Genomic DNA, 16,786 nt, shown 5'->3' on the forward strand with positions numbered 1-16,786 from the left:
TTAAAGAGCATCGCGCTAACTTGACAAACCAGCTATACTTAATCTGGCTTGCTTCGTTTGCTGCGTCGCTGCATCAGCAGCAGAGAAACGAGATTATGAAGCAGTCTTCTTCGTTCGTCAACAGGTTTTTTTCGCTTACCGTTTCGTTCAACCACCCAACGAAACGCGCACTACAAAACCCGCTCACTCACCGGAAGCTCGTCACTCACTCTCCCGTCCCTGCCGCTTGCACTCGTTGAAGTCCGTGCAGCAGAGGAACGAGATATTAGGACGAGAACCGCGTCTTGGCAAGTCCTTTCGACGAATTAATTCATCCCCCCTCGTTAATCGGACTCAGGCATTCCGTTCAAGCCCACGGACTTTCAATGGCGGCGTTTACGAGTCGCCGCACTGCTCGGGCCGACAGGCGACGCCCAGGCGGCGGGCACCGCGGCGGCCATCGCCGCGTAGCCGGCGTCGCTGGGGTGGATGTGGTCGCCGCTGTCATAGCGCGGTAGCAGACGCGCGACCTGCGTGGGATCGGCCAGCGCGTGATCGAAGTCCGCGATTCCGTCAAATCCGATGCCTGCTCGCAGCGCCGTGTTCACAGCGGTTCGAATTGCCTCGCGCGCCGGCGGCAGTGAGGCTGGCGTGAGCGTAGCGCCATAGATCTTCAAGCCCTTCGCGTGCGCTGCCGCAATCAGACGGCGATAGCCGTCCAGCAATGCATTGGCGTCAACTTGCGTGTGAGGCTCGTCGCAGTCCACGCCGGCACGCTTTGGCATCGCGGCAAAGTTGATGTCGTTAATGCCGATCAACACCAGCACCGCCTTCACGTTCGGTAGATCCAATGCGTCGTGCCCGAACCGATTGAGCAGCGGCTCGCCATAGCACGCCGAATCGCTGAGCAGACGATTGCCGCTGATGCCGGTGTTGATGACCGCCACCCGCCCGTCCATAGCCCCGCCGATGCGCTCGGCGAATACGTCCGGCCAGCGTCGATTTGCATCCTGCGTGGAACGCATGCCGTCCGTGATCGAATCGCCGATTGCCACCCACGCGGTCCGGCCCGACGGTCCGGCGACATCCAGGCCGCTCAACCAGAAGTAGGAGCTCGCCAGTGGACGATACGGCGTTGCCGAGCTATCCGCGCTGTGGTCGCCTACCGCCGAGACATAAGCGGTTTGGCTGGCGAGCTTATGCCACGTGGTCGGATGCACCGCATGCTTGATATAGAAGCTGACTGCCAGGCGTTCGCCCGCGCTGACTGGCATCTCGACCGCATCCGTCACGACCTCCCGTCCGGCCGGCACCACGATCTGTGCCGCGCCGGCCAGCCGCAGCGGACGGTCGGTCCCCGCTTGCAGCCCCGCGCCTTGCGGCGCGACGCCGATGCGAACGGCATCAAGTACTAGCGGTTCGCGACCGTACCGGTTCGAGATGGAGATCCGCACTGCTCGACCCGCGAGCCGCGAGTAGACGATCTGCCGCACGGTACGGCCGGCAATGGTCGGCGTCTTCAGATATGACGGGGCGGCCGAGGCGAGCACCACTGCCTGCGGCGCGGCGCGCCAGCTGGCGGTCCAGTCGCCGGCAGCCGGCTCCGTCGCCGCAATGCCGACGCCCGGCAATAGCACCGCGCTCGCCAGCATCGTCCGGAGCGTCCGTTTTCGGCCAATCGCACTGCCGATCAGGCGGACAGCGAGACCGCCAACGCCTTTGAAACGCCAGTCGAATCGTGCGCCGTCACCAAGCGCGGCGGGGCGCCGTTGGCTCCGCCACGTCCGTCCAGCGGCCAACGAGACGGAAGGGAAGCAAGGCCGCAATAGCGCGCTTGACGTGGCTGGAGCGACTGACGTGGAGGGCGCGGCCGACGACCATGCCGCTAGTGCGCGGCCCAGCCGCAAAACTGAGACAGAGGACACGGGAAATCCAGCGAAGTAAATGGCTGATTATCGCTCCACTGCGCCGTGCGTGCGGGCGCGGTCCAACACGCCGCATAACTGCGAGGCCCCCTCGGCGATACGCGGTCCTGGCCGGCTGAGCAGGTCCGCATCGATCGTGAACAACTGCCTGCTGGCCACCGCGCGCAATTGCGGCCAACGCTGCCAGACGGCTAGCGGGTCGGCCTGGGTCTTTCCGCGCGTCGCGACAATCACGGCTGGGTCGGCGCCGATCACCGCTTCGGTGGCAACAGCTGGCGCGACACCAGGCAAGCGACCGAAGACGTTGCGCCCACCGCAAAGCGTCAACAGTTCAGCGTAGAGCGGCGCCTGCGCGCCGAAGGTGATCAACGGATCGTCCCAGACCTGCATAAATACACTGACTGGCGGTGCGCCGGCGTGCGAACGCCGTAAGGCGGCGATCCGCTGGCGAAACGCATCGGCAGCCTGAGACGCTTGCTTGTCGCTGCCCGTCAAGCGGCCAAGGAGGACCAGCGTGTCAGCAATCCTCGCGGTGTCGGGCGGATCACTGTAGAAGACTGGAATGCCGAGGTCGGCCAGCCGTTCGAGCTGCCGACGCGCACTGCCGTGCAGCCATGCGACTACCAGATCGGGCCGCAGCGCGGCGATGCGTTCGAGATCCAGGGCGCTGCTGTTCCCGACCTGTGGCAGAAGCCGCGCCTCGGCCGGAAAGTCGCTGTATGCGACGACGCCAACGACCCGGCTGCCGGCTCCTGCGGCGAACAACATTTCAGTTGTATGGGGAGACAGGCTGACGATACGCTGGGCCGGCCGCTCCAGCGTCACCGCGTGTCCGAGATCGTCGGTGACCGTCAGAGCAGCCGCCTTCGCCTGCCCCGCAAAAGAAAGCGCAGAGAGCGCGACGGCCACGAGCCAGTACGCGATCGGATACACAGTGCGGCGTTCGAACAGGGCGGGCATTGAATCGTTGGACGGATGGTTGGTCGGGTGGGCGGGAGGTCATTCGCAACGTGTCGGGGCCAGGCCAGGCGCCGATCTCGGAGGACGGCAAACGACCGCGCGAGCCTATCCGCGACGACGACCTGCTGCGCGGCGTACGGCGCAGCGTCAGTGCTACGTCAGGGCTACATGTGCCACCGTCAGTCGGTACCGCACAGTCTGACGCCTGCCGGGTGCCGCGCGCCAGCCGACCAACCGGCCAGGCGACGCACCCTTCGCCCATCCCGCGCGGTCGGCGCACCAGCGTCTCGCTTGCTTGCTGCCCCGGCCCCACGCGCGGCGCGCCGGTCTCTGCCGTGCCGGCGCACGTCGCTGACACGCGCCGGATAGAAGCGCCACTCTAACCGACGGCCGACTGGTGGCCGACGCTGCGGCGGCGCAACATTGGGGTTGCCGACTCACTCTCGCCACTGAATTCCACGCACAATGACGAGCCAAGACTAATTACAAGGTTCGCGAACGGGAAGGCCAACGTGCATGGCCGAAGCCGTTACCTGCCTGGATCGCGCGTTCAATTTCTGTCGGAGATGCAGAATGGATTTTCTGATTGTATTGGCGGCACTGCTATTCCTGATGTTCGCCGCCTACCGGGGCTACAGCGTAATCCTGTTCGCGCCCATCGCTGCGCTGGGCGCCGTCCTGCTGACCAACCCGGCTGCGGTCGCGCCCATCTTCAACACGGTGTTCATGCCGAAGATGGTGTCGTTCGTCGAACTCTACCTGCCGGTCTTCCTGTTGGGCGCAGTGTTCGGCAAGCTGATCGAACTGTCGGGCTACTCGAAGGCTATCGTCCGCTCGGTCATCAACCTGATCGGGCCCGGCAAGGCGATCGCGACAATCGTGATCGTCTGTGCGCTGCTGACCTATGGCGGCGTATCGCTGTTCGTCGTCGTGTTCACGGTCTATCCGTTCGCCGCGGAGCTGTTCCGGCAAAGCGGCATCCCAAAGCGCCTGATGGGGGGCACGATCGCACTCGGTGCGTTCTCGTTCACGATGGATTCGGTGCCCGGCACGCCGCAGATCCAAAACATCATTCCGTCGGCCTTTTTCAAGACCACCACCTGGGCAGCGCCGTGGCTCGGTCTTGCCGGCTCCGCGTTCATCATCGTGCTTGGCCTGACCTATCTTAACTGGCGGCGCCGTCAGGCGATGGCGGCCGGCGAAGGCTACGGCACCGCGCTGGTCAACGAGCCAGCGCCGTTTGAGGCCGAACGCCTGCCCAACCCGGTGCTCGCGTTTGCGCCGCTGGTGCTGGTGGGCGCGCTGAACTTCGCCTTCACCCGTCTGATCCCGCTTTGGTATGGTGCGACCTATTCGGCTGAACTGCCGGGCCTGCCGAAACCTCTCGTCGTCGACATCAAGAAGATGACGGCGATCTGGTCGGTAGAGGCAGCACTGCTGGTCGGCATCATCTTCGTGCTGATCTTCGCATTCCGCACCATCGCCCGGCGCTTCGCCGAGGGCAGCCGCCAGGCCGTCTCGGGGGCCTTGCTGGCATCGATCAACACGGCATCGGAGTACGGCTTCGGGGGCGTCATCGCCGCGCTGCCCGGCTTTGCAGTCGTCAGCGGCGCCCTGCAAGGCATCCCTAACCCGCTCGTCAAGGAAGCCGTGTCTGTCACCGCGCTCGCCGGCATCACCGGCTCGGCGTCCGGCGGACTGAGCATCGCGCTTGCCGCCATGTCGCAAACCTTCATCGACGGTGCGCAGGCCGCCGGGATTCCGATGGAAGTGCTGCACCGGGTGGCGGCGATGGCCAGCGGCGGCATGGACACCTTGCCGCACAACGGTGCAGTGATCACGCTGCTGGCCGTCACTGGACTGACGCACCGGCAGGCCTACAAGGACATCTTTGCGATCACGCTGCTCAAGACGCTGGCGGTGTTCTTCGTGATCGGCCTTTACTACACGACCGGCATCGTGTGAGCCGCCGCCGGCGAACCGTCATTCGAACCGGCGTCGGTGACGGCGGCCGGGGTGGTGACCGGGGTGGTGACCGGGGTGGTGACCGGGGTGGTGACCGGGGTGGTGACCGGGGTGGTGACCGGGGTGGTGACTGAGGTGGCGGTGGCGGTAATGGCTGGGGTGGCGACCGCGGTAGTGGCCGGGGTAGCAGTTCAGGGAGCGGCCAGAGTGGTCACGGTCGCCGCAATGGACGCTGCGCCCGCATGCGGCGCCTCCCACAGGCGACCCGGCCTGCCGAGCGGCGCCCCAGGCCGCGCGGCGCGGGCCTGCTGCAGGCGCTCCACCGTGATGCGGCTCGCGGTGGCATGACTGTCGTCGATGTGCTCGTCAAGCAGCGTCAGCGCCGCCTCGCAATCGCAGTCCTGCAACGCGTCGAGCAGCCGGATGTGCTCGTCGTAGGTCAGCGCGATCCGCTCTGGAAAATCAAAATCGATGCGCCGGATCAGTCGTATCCGGTCGGTCACCTGTTCCAGCACGGCGGCACTTTCGCGATTGCCTGCGGCACGCGCCAAGGCGATATGGAATGCCTCGTCGAGCGCGGCGACTTGCGCGCCGTCGGCTGCGCGCAGCGCCGGCTCGACGCGCCAGATCCCGCCGAGCCGCGTCAACACCGTTCGGTCGACGCGCGGCGCGCCGGGCACGCACAGCGCAGTGACAACCTGCCGCTCTATCAGTAGACGCAGCTCGTAGAGTTCGGCGAAACGCGTGAAGTCGAGCGGCACGACCTCCCACCCATTGCGGAAATGGACCTGCACCAGCCCGTCGGCCTGTAGACGCAACAGCGCTTCACGAACGGGCGTGCGAGAGGTACCCAGCCGCGCGGCCACTTCGTTTTCGGTGAAGCGATCGCCCGGCATCAAGCGGAATTCGAAAATCGCCTCGCGCAGGCGCGTATAGACGGTTTCGGCCCGCGAGGCCTGGCGCTTCCGGGGTCGCCCTGAATCCAGTTCTTCCATCGTCATGAGTGTTGCGACGGTGCGCCGACGGTCGGCCCAGGAGCCGTCCTGCGTGCCCGCCGTTCTGTTGCGTGGCGCAGCGTCAGGACGGCCGGGCACGGTCTTTCCGTCTTTCCGTCTTTCCGTCTTTCCGTCTTTCCGTCTTTCCGTCTTTCCGTCTTTCCGACTATAGGTCTTTCGGTCTTTCAGACCTGCGGTCTCGCGGTCAGGACCGCGCCGCCATGAAACGCTTGCGCCACGGCTTGAGCACCGCGATGGCCAGCAAGGCGGTGGCAAGGTCGAGCGCGATCGCGGTTGCGAAGACCGGGTGCCAACTGCCGGTGTGCTGGTGCATCAGTGCCGCCAGCGGGCCGCCGAAGATCGAGCCGATGCCTTGCGAGATGTACAGCCAACCGTAGTTGGCCGTGGCGTGACGGCTGCCGAAGGTATCGGTCAACGTGGATGGGAACAGCGAGAAGATCTCGCCCCAGCCGAAGAACACGACGCCCGAAAGCAACACGAACAACACGGCGTTGTCACGGGTCGCCAGCCAGAGAGCCATCGCCACCCCTTCGAGGGCGAAGGCGAAACACATGGTGTGCTCCCGTCCGAAACGATCGGAGACCCATCCGAACAGGGGCCGCGTAAGGCCGTTGGTGAAGCGATCGATCGTCAACGCCAGCGGCAATGCCGCCAGGCCGAACACGACGACTTCGGTGATGCCGAAATCGCGCGCGAAGGTGGCCATCTGCGACGTCACCATCAGCCCGGACGTCGACATCATCGTCATCATCGCGAACATCAGCCAGAACAGCGGTTCCTTGAGCATTTGCGACGGGCGGTACTGCGCCCGCGAGGCCCCTTCCCCACTGGCCGAGGCGCCCGCCGGACGATCCTCCGCCAGCGGCGGCGTGCGCAGACCCTGGCTGGCCAGGAAGCCGATCACCGCAAAGCCGATGCCGAACATCCACAGCGTGCTGTCCAGACCACGGCTGGCCAACGAGGCAGAGATCGGAAAAGTCGTCAGGATTGCACCCATGCCGTAGCCGGCCGCCACCATGCCGGCAGCAAAGCCGCGGCGGTCCGGGAACCAGCGCACCATCAGGCCGACCACGCCGACATAGACGATCCCGGTGCCGAGGCCGCCGACGCAGCCGTAGGTCAGATATAGCATCGCGGCGCTGCCGGCCTGCGCCGCCAGCACCCAACTGAGACCGGACAGTAACGTGCCGATCGCAATCAGACGACGTGGGCCGAAGCGATCGATCAGGCTGCCCTGGAATGGCGAGAAGAATGTCTGCAGGATGATCAGCAAGGAAAAGGTGACTTGCAGTTCCGGCAGCGGCACGCCCAGCTTGGCTGCGAGCGGCCGGGTCAACAGCGTCCAGACATACTGCGGGCTGGAGATGGCTGCCATGCACACCAGCCCGAGCGACAGTTGCAACCAGCGGGTGCGCGAGGACGCGGGCGCGAGCGGGGACGCGCCGGTGGTCAAACCGGTACTGGCCATGAGATTCTCCAAGGTGAATGCGGGTTACGAGCTGCGGTTAGAGCTGCGGTTACGAGCTGCGGTTACGAGCTGCAGTCAACAAGCTGCAGTCGACAAGCTGCAGTCGACAAACTGAAGTCGACAAGCACACCTGCGCTGCTTCAATCAGTACTGCATATCTTTTTCACGTCTGGCCTGGCGGCGGATCGCTGCCTGTAGCGGATGCGCGGCGCCATCCCGCGCCATCCGCGCCGTCTTGCGAACGCACGGTCCGTCGGCACCGTTCGTCGACGCGCCCGGCCGGACGCGTCGTGTCAGCGGCCGGGCCGCATCGTTAGTTGGACAGGCAGGGGGCTGTACGGCAGCCCGGCCAAGCCGCGCCTACCACCCTGCCGCCGCGCCGTCGCTGCGAGGATCAAAGCCGGCTTCGAGGCTGCCGTCGGCGTGGCGCACGATGGCGCCCGCATGGCCCATCGCCTCATCGTACGCAGCGACGTACTCGACCTCATGGCCACGCGCGGCAAGTGCGTCGCCGACCGCCTGGCCGAACCGGCGTTCCAGCTTCAGACTGTCGCTCGTCTGTCCCCAGGTCCGCCCGAGCAGCCAGCGCGGCGCATCGATCGCGGCCTGCGGATTCATGCCGAAGCGGACGATGCGCGAGAACACGGCTGCCTGCGATTGCGGCTGGCCGTCGCCGCCCATGTTGCCGTAGCTCAGGGTCCGTCCGTCCTTGAGGCGTGCCAGCGCCGGATTGAGCGTGTGGAACGGGCGTCGGTACGGCATGAGCGGGTTGCGGGACGCAGGATCGAGTGAGAAGCTGCAACCGCGGTTTTGCCAATTGATGCCGGTGTCGGCCAGCACGATACCGCTGCCGAACTCGTGATAGATGCTCTGGATGAAACTGACCGCCACGCCTTGCGCGTCGACCACGCCCATCCAGACCGTATCGCCCGGACCGCGTCCCGTGCCCCACGGCGCGGCGACGTCCATCGCGATGCGAGCGGCGGCGGCGTCCAGGGCGGAGGGCGACAACAGGTCGGCGGGCGCGACATCCATGTGGTCGGGATCGGTGATGTGCGCGTCGCGCACTGCGAAGGCCTGCTTGGTGGCCTCCACGCACGCATGCACGAAATCGGCGCTGTCGCTGCCCGCGGCGTCGAGCGGCAACCGGTCCATCAGTCCCAGAATCATCAACGACACCAGTCCCTGGGTCGGCGGTGGCATGTTGTACAGCGTGCCCTGTGAATGCTCGATCGCCAGCGGCGTCACCTCGCGCGCCCGATGCCGCGCCAGGTCCGACAGCGCCAGCGGACTGCCGACGCTCGCCAGATCGGCCGCAATGCGTTGTGCCAGTTCGCCACGATAGAAGTCGTCAAGGCCGGCCTCGGCGAGTCTCGCGAGCGTGGCCGCCAGACGGGGTTGACGCATCACGGTGCCGGTTTGCGGCACCTCGCCGTCTGGCAGGAAGGCCGCCGCGAAGCCGGGTATCGACGTCAGTTCGGCGCGCTTGGCGGCAGTGCCGCGCATCTGGCTGGCCGTGACGGGCATGCCGTCGCGGGCATAGCCGATCGCATCGCCGAGCAGGCGGTCGAGCGGCAAGCGTCCGCGAAGGTGGGCCTGCGACCATTCGAGCGCCGCCTGCCATCCCGATACCGTCCCGGCAACGGTGTTCGCTGCCAGTGGCCCCCGGGTCGGGATCGCGGACAAGCCGTGCTCACGATACAGCGCGCCGGTCGCCAGCCCGGCGGCCGCGCCGCAGGCTTCGATCCCGACCGGTGCCTTGCCAGGCGCGGCGATCAGCCAGAAGCCGTCACCGCCGATGCTGTTCATGTGCGGGTAGACCACTGCAATGGTGGCAGCAGCCGCGACCATGGCTTCCACGGCATTGCCGCCATCGCGCAGCACCGCGAGCGCACTTTGCGAAGCGAGCGCGTGCGGCGCGACCGCCATGCCATGCATTGCCCTGACTGGATTGAGATGAGACTGCACGATTCGGTTCCTTGCGCACACGCTTGCATACATGACGGTGGACATAATGCAGCCCTCATGCCAACGCAAATATTTGTAGCAAAATCATCGGCCTGGAAGATTTTCGCAGCCACTCACGCCATGCCGGCGGAACAACACAGTGCTGCCGCGCACCATCTTGGGCGGCGGCTACGCTCGGGTGCCCCGAAGCAGTGCGGGAAAACCCTGAGTCCTCGTCCGCCAATTAATTTACCGACCGGTCGGTTGGGATATATAATGGACAACATTGTCCATGCGTCCCGGAGACGTTGCCATGTACACCCAATCGCTTGATGTTCCCGGCCAGAGCATTGCCCCGGTCCTCGACATGTCCGAGGAACAGCGCCAATTCGACGAGAAGATCAGCGCCGACCAGAAGGTCGAGCCGCAGGACTGGATGCCGGAGGCATACCGCAAGACGCTGGTGCGCCAGATTTCCCAGCATGCGCACTCCGAGATCATCGGCATGTTGCCAGAGGGCAATTGGATCACGCGCGCGCCGAGCCTGAAGCGCAAGTCGATCCTGCTGGCCAAGGTGCAGGACGAGGGCGGTCATGGCCTCTATCTGTATAGCGCGGCGGAGACGCTCGGGGTCTCGCGCGATCAGTTGGTCGATGCGTTGCATGCCGGCAAGGCGAAGTACTCCAGCATCTTCAATTATCCGACCCCGACCTGGGCAGACATCGGCGTGATCGGCTGGCTCGTCGACGGCGCGGCGATCATGAACCAGATCCCGCTGTGCCGTTGCACTTACGGGCCGTACGCACGGGCGATGATCCGTATCTGCAAGGAGGAAAGCTTCCACCAGCGGCAGGGGTTCGATGCGCTGCTCGCGATGATGGCAGGCAGCGACGAACAACGCCGGATGGTGCAGGAAGCGGTGAATCGTTGGTGGTGGCCGGTGTTGATGATGTTCGGCCCGAGCGACGCGGACTCGGTGAACAGCGCGCAGACCATGAAGTGGGGCATCAAGCGGATCTCGAACGACGATCTGCGCCAGCGCTTCGTGGACGCAGCCGTCGAGCAGGGCAAGGTGCTGGGCGTCACGTTCCCGGACCCGGACCTGAAGTGGAACGAGGCACGCGGCCACCACGACTACGGCACCATCAACTGGGACGAGTTCTGGAGCGTGCTGGCCGGCGACGGCCCGTGCAACGCGGAGCGTCTCGGCACGCGCGTGAAGGCGCACGAAGACGGCGCGTGGGTACGCGATGCCGCGCTGGCCTACGCGAACAAGGACCGGACGCGCCGCGCAGCGGCCTGACTGCCCCGGCGCCCTACCTCACATACGAAAGCAAGACCGGGACGGAGAACGAAATGAACAAGGAATGGCCGCTGTGGGAAGTTTTCATCCGCAGCAAGCAGGGTCTGGATCACAAGCATTGCGGCAGCCTGCACGCGAGTGACGCGCAGATGGCGCTGAAGATGGCGCGTGACGTCTACACGCGCCGCCTGGAAGGCGTGAGCATCTGGGTGGTGCCGTCGGCGTCGATCACTGCCTCCGTGCCGGACGAGAAGGAAGCGATGTTCGAACCGGCGGCCGACAAGATCTATCGCCACCCGACGTTCTATCAGCTGCCTGACGAAGTCAACCACATGTAAGGCTGACGCGATGACGACCCAGTCCCACCTGACCTACGTCCTGCGCCTCGCCGACACGGCGCTGATCCTCGGACAGCGCAACAGCGAGTGGTGCGGCCATGGCCCCGCGCTGGAAGAGGACATTGCGCTTGCCAACGTCAGTCTCGATCTGATCGGACAGGCACGCATGCTGTACGGCCACGCCGCGAAGCTCGAACACGCCCTCACCGGTGTCGCGAAGTCGGAGGACGACTACGCATACTGGCGCGACGAGATGGCCTTCCTCAACTACACGATGGTTGAGTTGCCGCATCACGCCTCGCTGTCGGGCACCGCCGCGGCGAACCGCGATTATGCCGTGACGATCGTGCGCAACTTCCTCTATGCGGCACTGATGGCCGAAATCTGGCCGGCGCTCGAAACCTCCACCGATACCGAGTTGGCGGGCATCGCGGCCAAGGCGAGCAAGGAAACGCGTTACCACTTTGCGCACTCGCGCGACTGGCTGGTCCGTCTCGGCGATGGCACCGAAGAATCGCACCGCCGTACGCAGGCAGCGCTCGACCAGCTGATGCCGTACACCAACGAGTTCTTCGCGGGCGACGCGGTGGACGACGAAATGGCCGCCGAAGGCATCGCACCGGCGCTGGCGCCCATCAAGGAAGCCTGGCAGCGCGTCGTCGCGCTGGCCGCCGAGGAAGCCACGCTGACGCTGCCGGCGGCGGGCGCGCGCCTGACGACCGGCAAGCGCGGCCTGCATTCCGAGCACATGGGCTTCCTGCTTGCCGAAATGCAATCGCTGGCGCGCCAGCACCCCGGCGCGAGCTGGTAAGCGCGCCGATTCGCCAGGAGAAACGCGATGACGACGAGCATGCCCGCTGTGCTCGAGCGTGCCCGTGCCGCGCTCGATGCCGTGCCCGATCCCGAGATTCCCGTGGTCTCGATCGCCGAGCTCGGCATTTTGCGCGACGTCACGCTGGCCGATGACGGCGTGGTGGAAGTCGTCATCACGCCGACCTACTCCGGTTGTCCGGCGATGAGCCAGATTGCCGAGGACATCGATGCCGCCCTGGACGCGGCGCAGATCCAACCGCACCGCATCCGGACAGTGCTGTCGCCGGCGTGGAGCACCGACTGGATCGACGAGGCGGCCCGCGCGAAATTGCGCGCCTATGGCATCGCGCCGCCAAGCGGCGCGTGCGCCGCGCGCGAGACGCCGATTCATCTCACGCGCCGCACCGTCGAGACGGTGCCCTGCCCGCGTTGCGGCTCGACGCATACCGCCGTGCTGGCCCAGTTCGGCTCGACCGCTTGCAAGGCGCTGTATCGGTGCCTGGATTGCAAAGAGCCTTTCGATTACTTCAAACCGTACTGAACCGTCTATGGCCACGCCGCAATTCCATCCCCTACGTATCCGTCAGGTACGGCCGGAGACGGCCGATGCGTTGACCCTCTCGTTCGATGTGCCGCCCGAACTGCGCGACACGTTCCGTTTCACGCAAGGTCAGTTCGTGACCCTGCGCGCGGAAATCGACGGCGAGGAGGCGCGCCGCTCCTACTCGATCTGCGCCGGCGTGGACGACTACGCAAACCGTGGCGAACTGCGCGTGGGCATCAAGCGCGTGCCGGGCGGGCGTTTCTCGAACTTCGTGCACGATGCGCTGCAGCCGGGGCATACGATAGACGTGATGCCGCCGGATGGACGCTTCTACACGCCGCTCGATCCGTCGAACGACAAGCACTACGTCGGTTTCTGCGCCGGCTCCGGCATCACGCCGATGATCGCGCTGATCAAGTCGGCGCTTGCCGTCGAACCGTACAGCCGCTTCACGCTGGTGTACGGCAACCGCAGCGTCGATACGATCATGTTCGCCGAAGAGCTCGAGGACCTGAAGAACCGCTATCTCGAACGCTTCACGCTGTACAACGTGCTGTCCGGCGAGACGCAGGACGTCGGCCTGTTCAACGGCCGCATCGATGCGGACAAGTGCCGTGAATTCCTCGCCACGCTGTTGCCGGCGCAAAGCATCGACGAAGCATTCATCTGTGGACCGGGCTCGATGATGGATGCGGTCGAGGCAACCTTGCGCGAAGCGGGCGTGCCGGCCGGCCAGGTGCACGCGGAACGTTTCGGCGTGCCCGGCGAGGGCGCGGCGCGGCGTCAGATCGTCATCGACGACTCGGCGCCGACCGCGGAGCTGGTCGTGATCCTGGACGGCAGTTCGCGCACGCTGCGCACGCCGTATGAGGGCCAGAGCGTACTGGATACCGGGTTGAAGGCCGGCCTCGCCCTGCCCTACGCCTGCAAGGGCGGCGTCTGCTGCACCTGTCGGGCGAAGGTGGTCGAGGGCAAGGTCGCGATGGACAAGAACTACACGCTCGAGGAACAGGAAGTGGCCGATGGCTTCGTGCTGACCTGCCAGGCGCGGCCGCTCACCGAGCGTGTCGTCGTCAGCTACGACGAGCGCTAGCAGAACCCGGTCGCGCGCGCGCCGGTGCCGCCGCCGCTCTGCCCGGAGCGTGCGGTACGCACAACGGTGGCGCTCGGCGCAGGGTGGCGTCAGGCGAAACACGTATAGACTACGCGCTGTTGCCGACCTTCAGTCGCCGTCCGACTGGCGAGTCCCCAACGGCTCAATGCGCGTTTGTCTATGAACATGATTCACATCGTCAACGGCGACGCCGCCGCCGGTGCGTTGCACGCCGCGCTCGACGTGGCTGCACGCAACGACCGGATCGTCGTCTCACGCGACGATCTGGCGGTAGGTCCCCTGCGCACGATCGACGACTCGGTCGCGCCACGCGCTGCGTTCTGGCAACGCGTGCGCGGCGAGCGCTTCGACACTGTCGCGCAGGACCTCAGCGCCGCGACCGACTCGCTACGGCAGCTGGTGGGCGAGGAAGGCGAGATCGTCGTGTGGCACGGCCCGAACGTCAGCGACCAACTGCTGCTACGCCGCGTGGCCTTTCATCTTCGCGGGGTACCGCATCGCCTGAACGAGGTGGTCGTGCCAGCCGCCGAACCCGGCGCCGACGCCTGCCTCGCCACTTGCTCGCTGGCCACCATCGCGGCGCTGTTCGCCAGCGTGTCGCCCGTGTCGCTGCTGCGCGGCGGCAGGCTGGCCCTGGAGTGGCAGGCACTCAAGCAAGTGGACTGCGACGTGCGACGTCTGCGCGACAACCACTTCGAGGCCGAAAACTTTGGCGAACTCGATTCGTTGATCGTGCAGAAGCTGACCGACGACTGGCGCAGTTGCACCGACATCGCCGGCGCGGTCGATGGCGCGCACGCGGATTTGCCGGCGTGGGATCTGCTCGTTGCGTGGCGCTGCCGCGCGCTGGCGCAGAACGGCCAGGCCAGCGTTGCGCCGGACGGCAGCGCCGTGCGGCTGCCACCGGGCTGATCCGCCGCGCGTGCCGCGCACGTCGGCGCTGCGCTCTACCCCGACCCTGACCGAATGGCACGCAAGAAAGCACCCGATCACGACCTCCAGCGCGAGCAGATTCTCGACCTCGCGGCGGCGAAGTTCGCCGAACGCAGCTATGCGAGCACGTCGATGTCCGACCTCGCGGCCGCCAGCGGCACCTCGAAGGCCCGGCTCTACCATTACTACGCAAGCAAGGACGCGATCCTGTTCGACCTGCTCGACCGCTACACGCTGCGACTGATGCTGATCATCGCGGAAGTGGAAGCCCTCGGTCAGCGGCGCAACCTGGGCGAGCGCGAGGTGTTCGCGGAACTGGTCCGCGCCTTCCTGCGAGAATATGAGACGTCGCAGTCGCGCCACGTGTCATTGCTGAACGACGTCAAGTACCTGCTCGACGAACAGCGCGACAAGATCCTGAACCGCCAGCGCGATGTCGTTGCGGCGTTTTCGCGGCAACTGGCGCGGGCCTACCCGAACCACGTTACCGCGGCCAACCGCACGCCGCTGACCATGATGGTGTTCGGCATGATCAACTGGACGTTCACCTGGCTGAAGCCGGACGGCCCGTTGGGGTACGGCGACTTCGCGGATCATGTGGTGGCGCTGCTCGACCACGGCCTGGTGTCGCAAGCACGCGACAGTCTGGACGCCAGTACACCGACGACCCCGGCGCAGCCCTAGGGTTTTCCCTAGCGGCGAAAACCGTTTTCCGTTAAAATTCAACGGTGTTGCCGATCCTTGCGTCAAGCGGGACCGGCATTCCCCTGGAGACGGACCATGACGCTCGACGACCGCAAACTGATGACGGCACACGGCCATGCCGATGGCCAGGTATTGGTGCGCGAGCTGTCGTCGGCGGACCGCGATGCACTGCGGACCCATTTCCTGGCGCTCGCCAACGACGACCGCCTGTTGCGCTTCGGTCAGACGGCATCGGATGCGGTGATCGAAGCCTACGTGGCAGGTATCGACTTCGAACGCGACACCGTCTTTGGCGTGTACGGCGACGCACTACAGCTGATCGGGGTCGGCCACCTTGGCTACCTGAACACGGACGGCGAAAAGCGCACCGCTGAATTTGGCGTGTCGGTGCTGGCCGAAGGCCGTGGCAAGGGGATCGGTTCGGCGCTGTTCGAACGCGCCGCGATGCGCGGGCGCAATACCGGCGTGACCACGCTGTACATGCACTGCCTGTCGCGCAACGCGACGATGATGCATATCGCGACCAAGGCCGGCATGAAGATCCATCGCGAATACGGCGAGGCCGATGCCTACCTGACGCTGCCGCCGGCCGATTCGGTCAGCTTCCTGACCGAAATGCGGCAGGAGCAGGCCGCACTGTTCGACTATTTCATCAAGCGCCATGCGCGCCAGGCCGGCAATCTGCTCGGCTCGATCCTGCCGCGTCCGGCCGCTGCCTGAGCGGTCAGCGGCAATCACGCACAATCCGCGCAGCGGGCGGCGTTGCGGCACGCGACGACGGCGCAGTTTGTCCCCGGGAAGCCTTGCCCCAGGCCCGACGGCGTTAATGCTCGGCGCCGATCCTCAGCGCAAGTAACTGACGGCGCAGCGCGCACGTTCGCCGGCCCGATCGCGTCACCTCGCGTCAAACGAAGCTAGTGTCCGCCGTCGTCGTGATAGACGAAGCGCGGCACCTTCCAATCGAAACGAATCGCCGCCGCCCGCAGCAGAAAGCCGCCGATCAGGCAGATGACGACCTGCGCGCCGTGCGCGAGCGGACTGGCCTGCAAGGCGACGTAGGCAACGCCGACCAGCGCCGAAACGCTGGCGTACAGCTCGCGGCGGAAGACCAGCGGGATGTCCCCGCAGAAAATGTCCCGCAGGATGCCGCCGCACACACCGGTGATCACGCCGGCCACGACGACGATGGTCGGCGCGTGTCCCAACCGCAACGCCACATCGCAGCCGATCAAGGTGAAGGCGACCAGGCCCAGCGCATCGACCATCAGAAAGACAAGCCGCAAGTAGCGCAGCGCGCGGGCAATCAGCGTGGTGACCAGCGCGGCCGCGGCCGTGTACCAAAGGTATTCAGGATGGGCCACCCAGGACAGCGGATAGTGGCCGAGCAGGACGTCCCGCACCGAGCCGCCCCCGAGCGCCGTCACGGTCGCGACGAAGCACACCCCGAAGAGATCCATCTGGCGCCGCCCGGCCGACATTGCACCGGTCATCGCCTCGGCGGTAATCGCGACAAGGTAGACGATGTGCAGCAGATCGGGCATCGAGCGTGGATCCGATTAGGGCAAGGTCGAATAAGCGGCGCGCCGCGCCGCACAAGCGCGTTGAACGCTGTGGCAGGTCACGCTGCGGCGCGATGCCGCGCCGAGGCGGGCCGTGGCCGACGCTGGCGCGCCATCTTTCGCGGTCGTTCGCGGACGTTGAATGTCGGCGCAATGCGCGACCAAGCCGGGGAGACGCGCGGGCGCACCGAAGGCAAGTGCCCGCGGGCTGCGGGCA

16 protein-coding genes are annotated in these 16,786 nt (G+C 65.9%); 10 read left to right on the forward strand and 6 right to left on the reverse strand.

Going from position 1 to position 16,786, the window contains the following annotated elements; genetic code table 11:
- Positions 1-239: hypothetical protein (locus BLU54_RS23970; protein WP_211435325.1), on the forward strand; the 239-nt coding region annotated here is incomplete at its 5' end.
- Positions 240-362: 123 nt separating this feature from the next.
- Here the strand turns inward: BLU54_RS23970 and BLU54_RS09455 are convergent.
- Positions 363-1,631 carry a GDSL-type esterase/lipase family protein gene (locus BLU54_RS09455; protein ID WP_091907452.1) on the reverse strand — a complete coding sequence of 423 codons (1,269 nt, stop codon included), beginning with the start codon at positions 1,629-1,631 and terminating at the stop codon, positions 363-365.
- Between the two features lie 300 nt (positions 1,632-1,931).
- Positions 1,932-2,864, reverse strand: coding sequence for a cobalamin-binding protein (locus BLU54_RS09460; RefSeq protein WP_091907454.1), 933 nt, complete (start codon positions 2,862-2,864; stop codon positions 1,932-1,934).
- Between the two features lie 573 nt (positions 2,865-3,437).
- On the opposite strand from BLU54_RS09460, the gene BLU54_RS09465 reads away from it, so the two are divergent.
- Positions 3,438-4,829 (forward strand): GntP family permease, encoded by a 1,392-nt coding sequence (locus BLU54_RS09465; RefSeq protein ID WP_091907456.1) that lies wholly within the window; start codon positions 3,438-3,440, stop codon positions 4,827-4,829.
- A gap of 191 nt (positions 4,830-5,020) precedes the next feature.
- Here BLU54_RS09465 and BLU54_RS09475 read toward each other — a convergent pair whose 3' ends face one another.
- The 3 genes from BLU54_RS09475 to BLU54_RS09485 all read right to left on the reverse strand — a co-directional run bounded on the left by BLU54_RS09475 (position 5,021) and on the right by BLU54_RS09485 (position 9,242).
- Entirely contained in the window at positions 5,021-5,824 is an 804-nt protein-coding gene (locus BLU54_RS09475) for a GntR family transcriptional regulator (RefSeq protein ID WP_091907987.1), read from the reverse strand.
- 205 nt (positions 5,825-6,029) lie between these two features.
- Positions 6,030-7,313: an oxalate/formate MFS antiporter gene (gene oxlT, locus BLU54_RS09480; protein WP_091907458.1), complete on the reverse strand. Its 1,284-nt coding sequence runs from the start codon at positions 7,311-7,313 to the stop codon at positions 6,030-6,032.
- A 360-nt stretch (positions 7,314-7,673) separates the two neighbouring features.
- Complete coding sequence (locus tag BLU54_RS09485) at positions 7,674-9,242, reverse strand: gamma-glutamyltransferase family protein (protein WP_091907989.1); 1,569 nt, start codon at positions 9,240-9,242, stop codon at positions 7,674-7,676.
- A gap of 331 nt (positions 9,243-9,573) precedes the next feature.
- Here BLU54_RS09485 and paaA point away from each other — a divergent pair, with 331 nt between their 5' ends.
- The 8 genes from paaA to BLU54_RS09525 all read left to right on the forward strand — a co-directional run bounded on the left by paaA (position 9,574) and on the right by BLU54_RS09525 (position 15,730).
- Positions 9,574-10,563, forward strand: coding sequence for a 1,2-phenylacetyl-CoA epoxidase subunit PaaA (paaA, locus tag BLU54_RS09490; RefSeq protein WP_091907460.1), 990 nt, complete (start codon positions 9,574-9,576; stop codon positions 10,561-10,563).
- Between the two features lie 53 nt (positions 10,564-10,616).
- Positions 10,617-10,901, forward strand: coding sequence for a 1,2-phenylacetyl-CoA epoxidase subunit PaaB (gene paaB / locus BLU54_RS09495; protein WP_091907462.1), 285 nt, complete (start codon positions 10,617-10,619; stop codon positions 10,899-10,901).
- A 10-nt stretch (positions 10,902-10,911) separates the two neighbouring features.
- Entirely contained in the window at positions 10,912-11,712 is an 801-nt protein-coding gene (paaC, locus tag BLU54_RS09500) for a 1,2-phenylacetyl-CoA epoxidase subunit PaaC (protein ID WP_091907463.1), read from the forward strand.
- Between the two features lie 27 nt (positions 11,713-11,739).
- Entirely contained in the window at positions 11,740-12,255 is a 516-nt protein-coding gene (gene paaD / locus BLU54_RS09505) for a 1,2-phenylacetyl-CoA epoxidase subunit PaaD (protein ID WP_091907465.1), read from the forward strand.
- A gap of 7 nt (positions 12,256-12,262) precedes the next feature.
- Positions 12,263-13,351, forward strand: a complete 1,089-nt coding sequence (gene paaE, locus BLU54_RS09510; protein WP_091907467.1) for a 1,2-phenylacetyl-CoA epoxidase subunit PaaE — start codon at positions 12,263-12,265, stop codon at positions 13,349-13,351.
- Between the two features lie 180 nt (positions 13,352-13,531).
- Positions 13,532-14,284, forward strand: coding sequence for a DUF1835 domain-containing protein (locus BLU54_RS09515; RefSeq protein WP_091907469.1), 753 nt, complete (start codon positions 13,532-13,534; stop codon positions 14,282-14,284).
- Between the two features lie 54 nt (positions 14,285-14,338).
- Positions 14,339-14,989 (forward strand): TetR/AcrR family transcriptional regulator, encoded by a 651-nt coding sequence (locus BLU54_RS09520; protein WP_091907471.1) that lies wholly within the window; start codon positions 14,339-14,341, stop codon positions 14,987-14,989.
- Positions 14,990-15,085: 96 nt separating this feature from the next.
- Positions 15,086-15,730, forward strand: a complete 645-nt coding sequence (locus BLU54_RS09525; protein ID WP_091907472.1) for a GNAT family N-acetyltransferase — start codon at positions 15,086-15,088, stop codon at positions 15,728-15,730.
- A 194-nt stretch (positions 15,731-15,924) separates the two neighbouring features.
- Here the strand turns inward: BLU54_RS09525 and BLU54_RS09530 are convergent, their stop codons facing one another.
- Positions 15,925-16,551: a trimeric intracellular cation channel family protein gene (locus BLU54_RS09530; protein ID WP_091907474.1), complete on the reverse strand. Its 627-nt coding sequence runs from the start codon at positions 16,549-16,551 to the stop codon at positions 15,925-15,927.
- Positions 16,552-16,786: the final 235 nt, after the last annotated feature.

Source organism: Chitinasiproducens palmae (assembly GCF_900095735.1).
In the GTDB taxonomy this organism is placed as follows: domain Bacteria; phylum Pseudomonadota; class Gammaproteobacteria; order Burkholderiales; family Burkholderiaceae; genus Chitinasiproducens; species Chitinasiproducens palmae.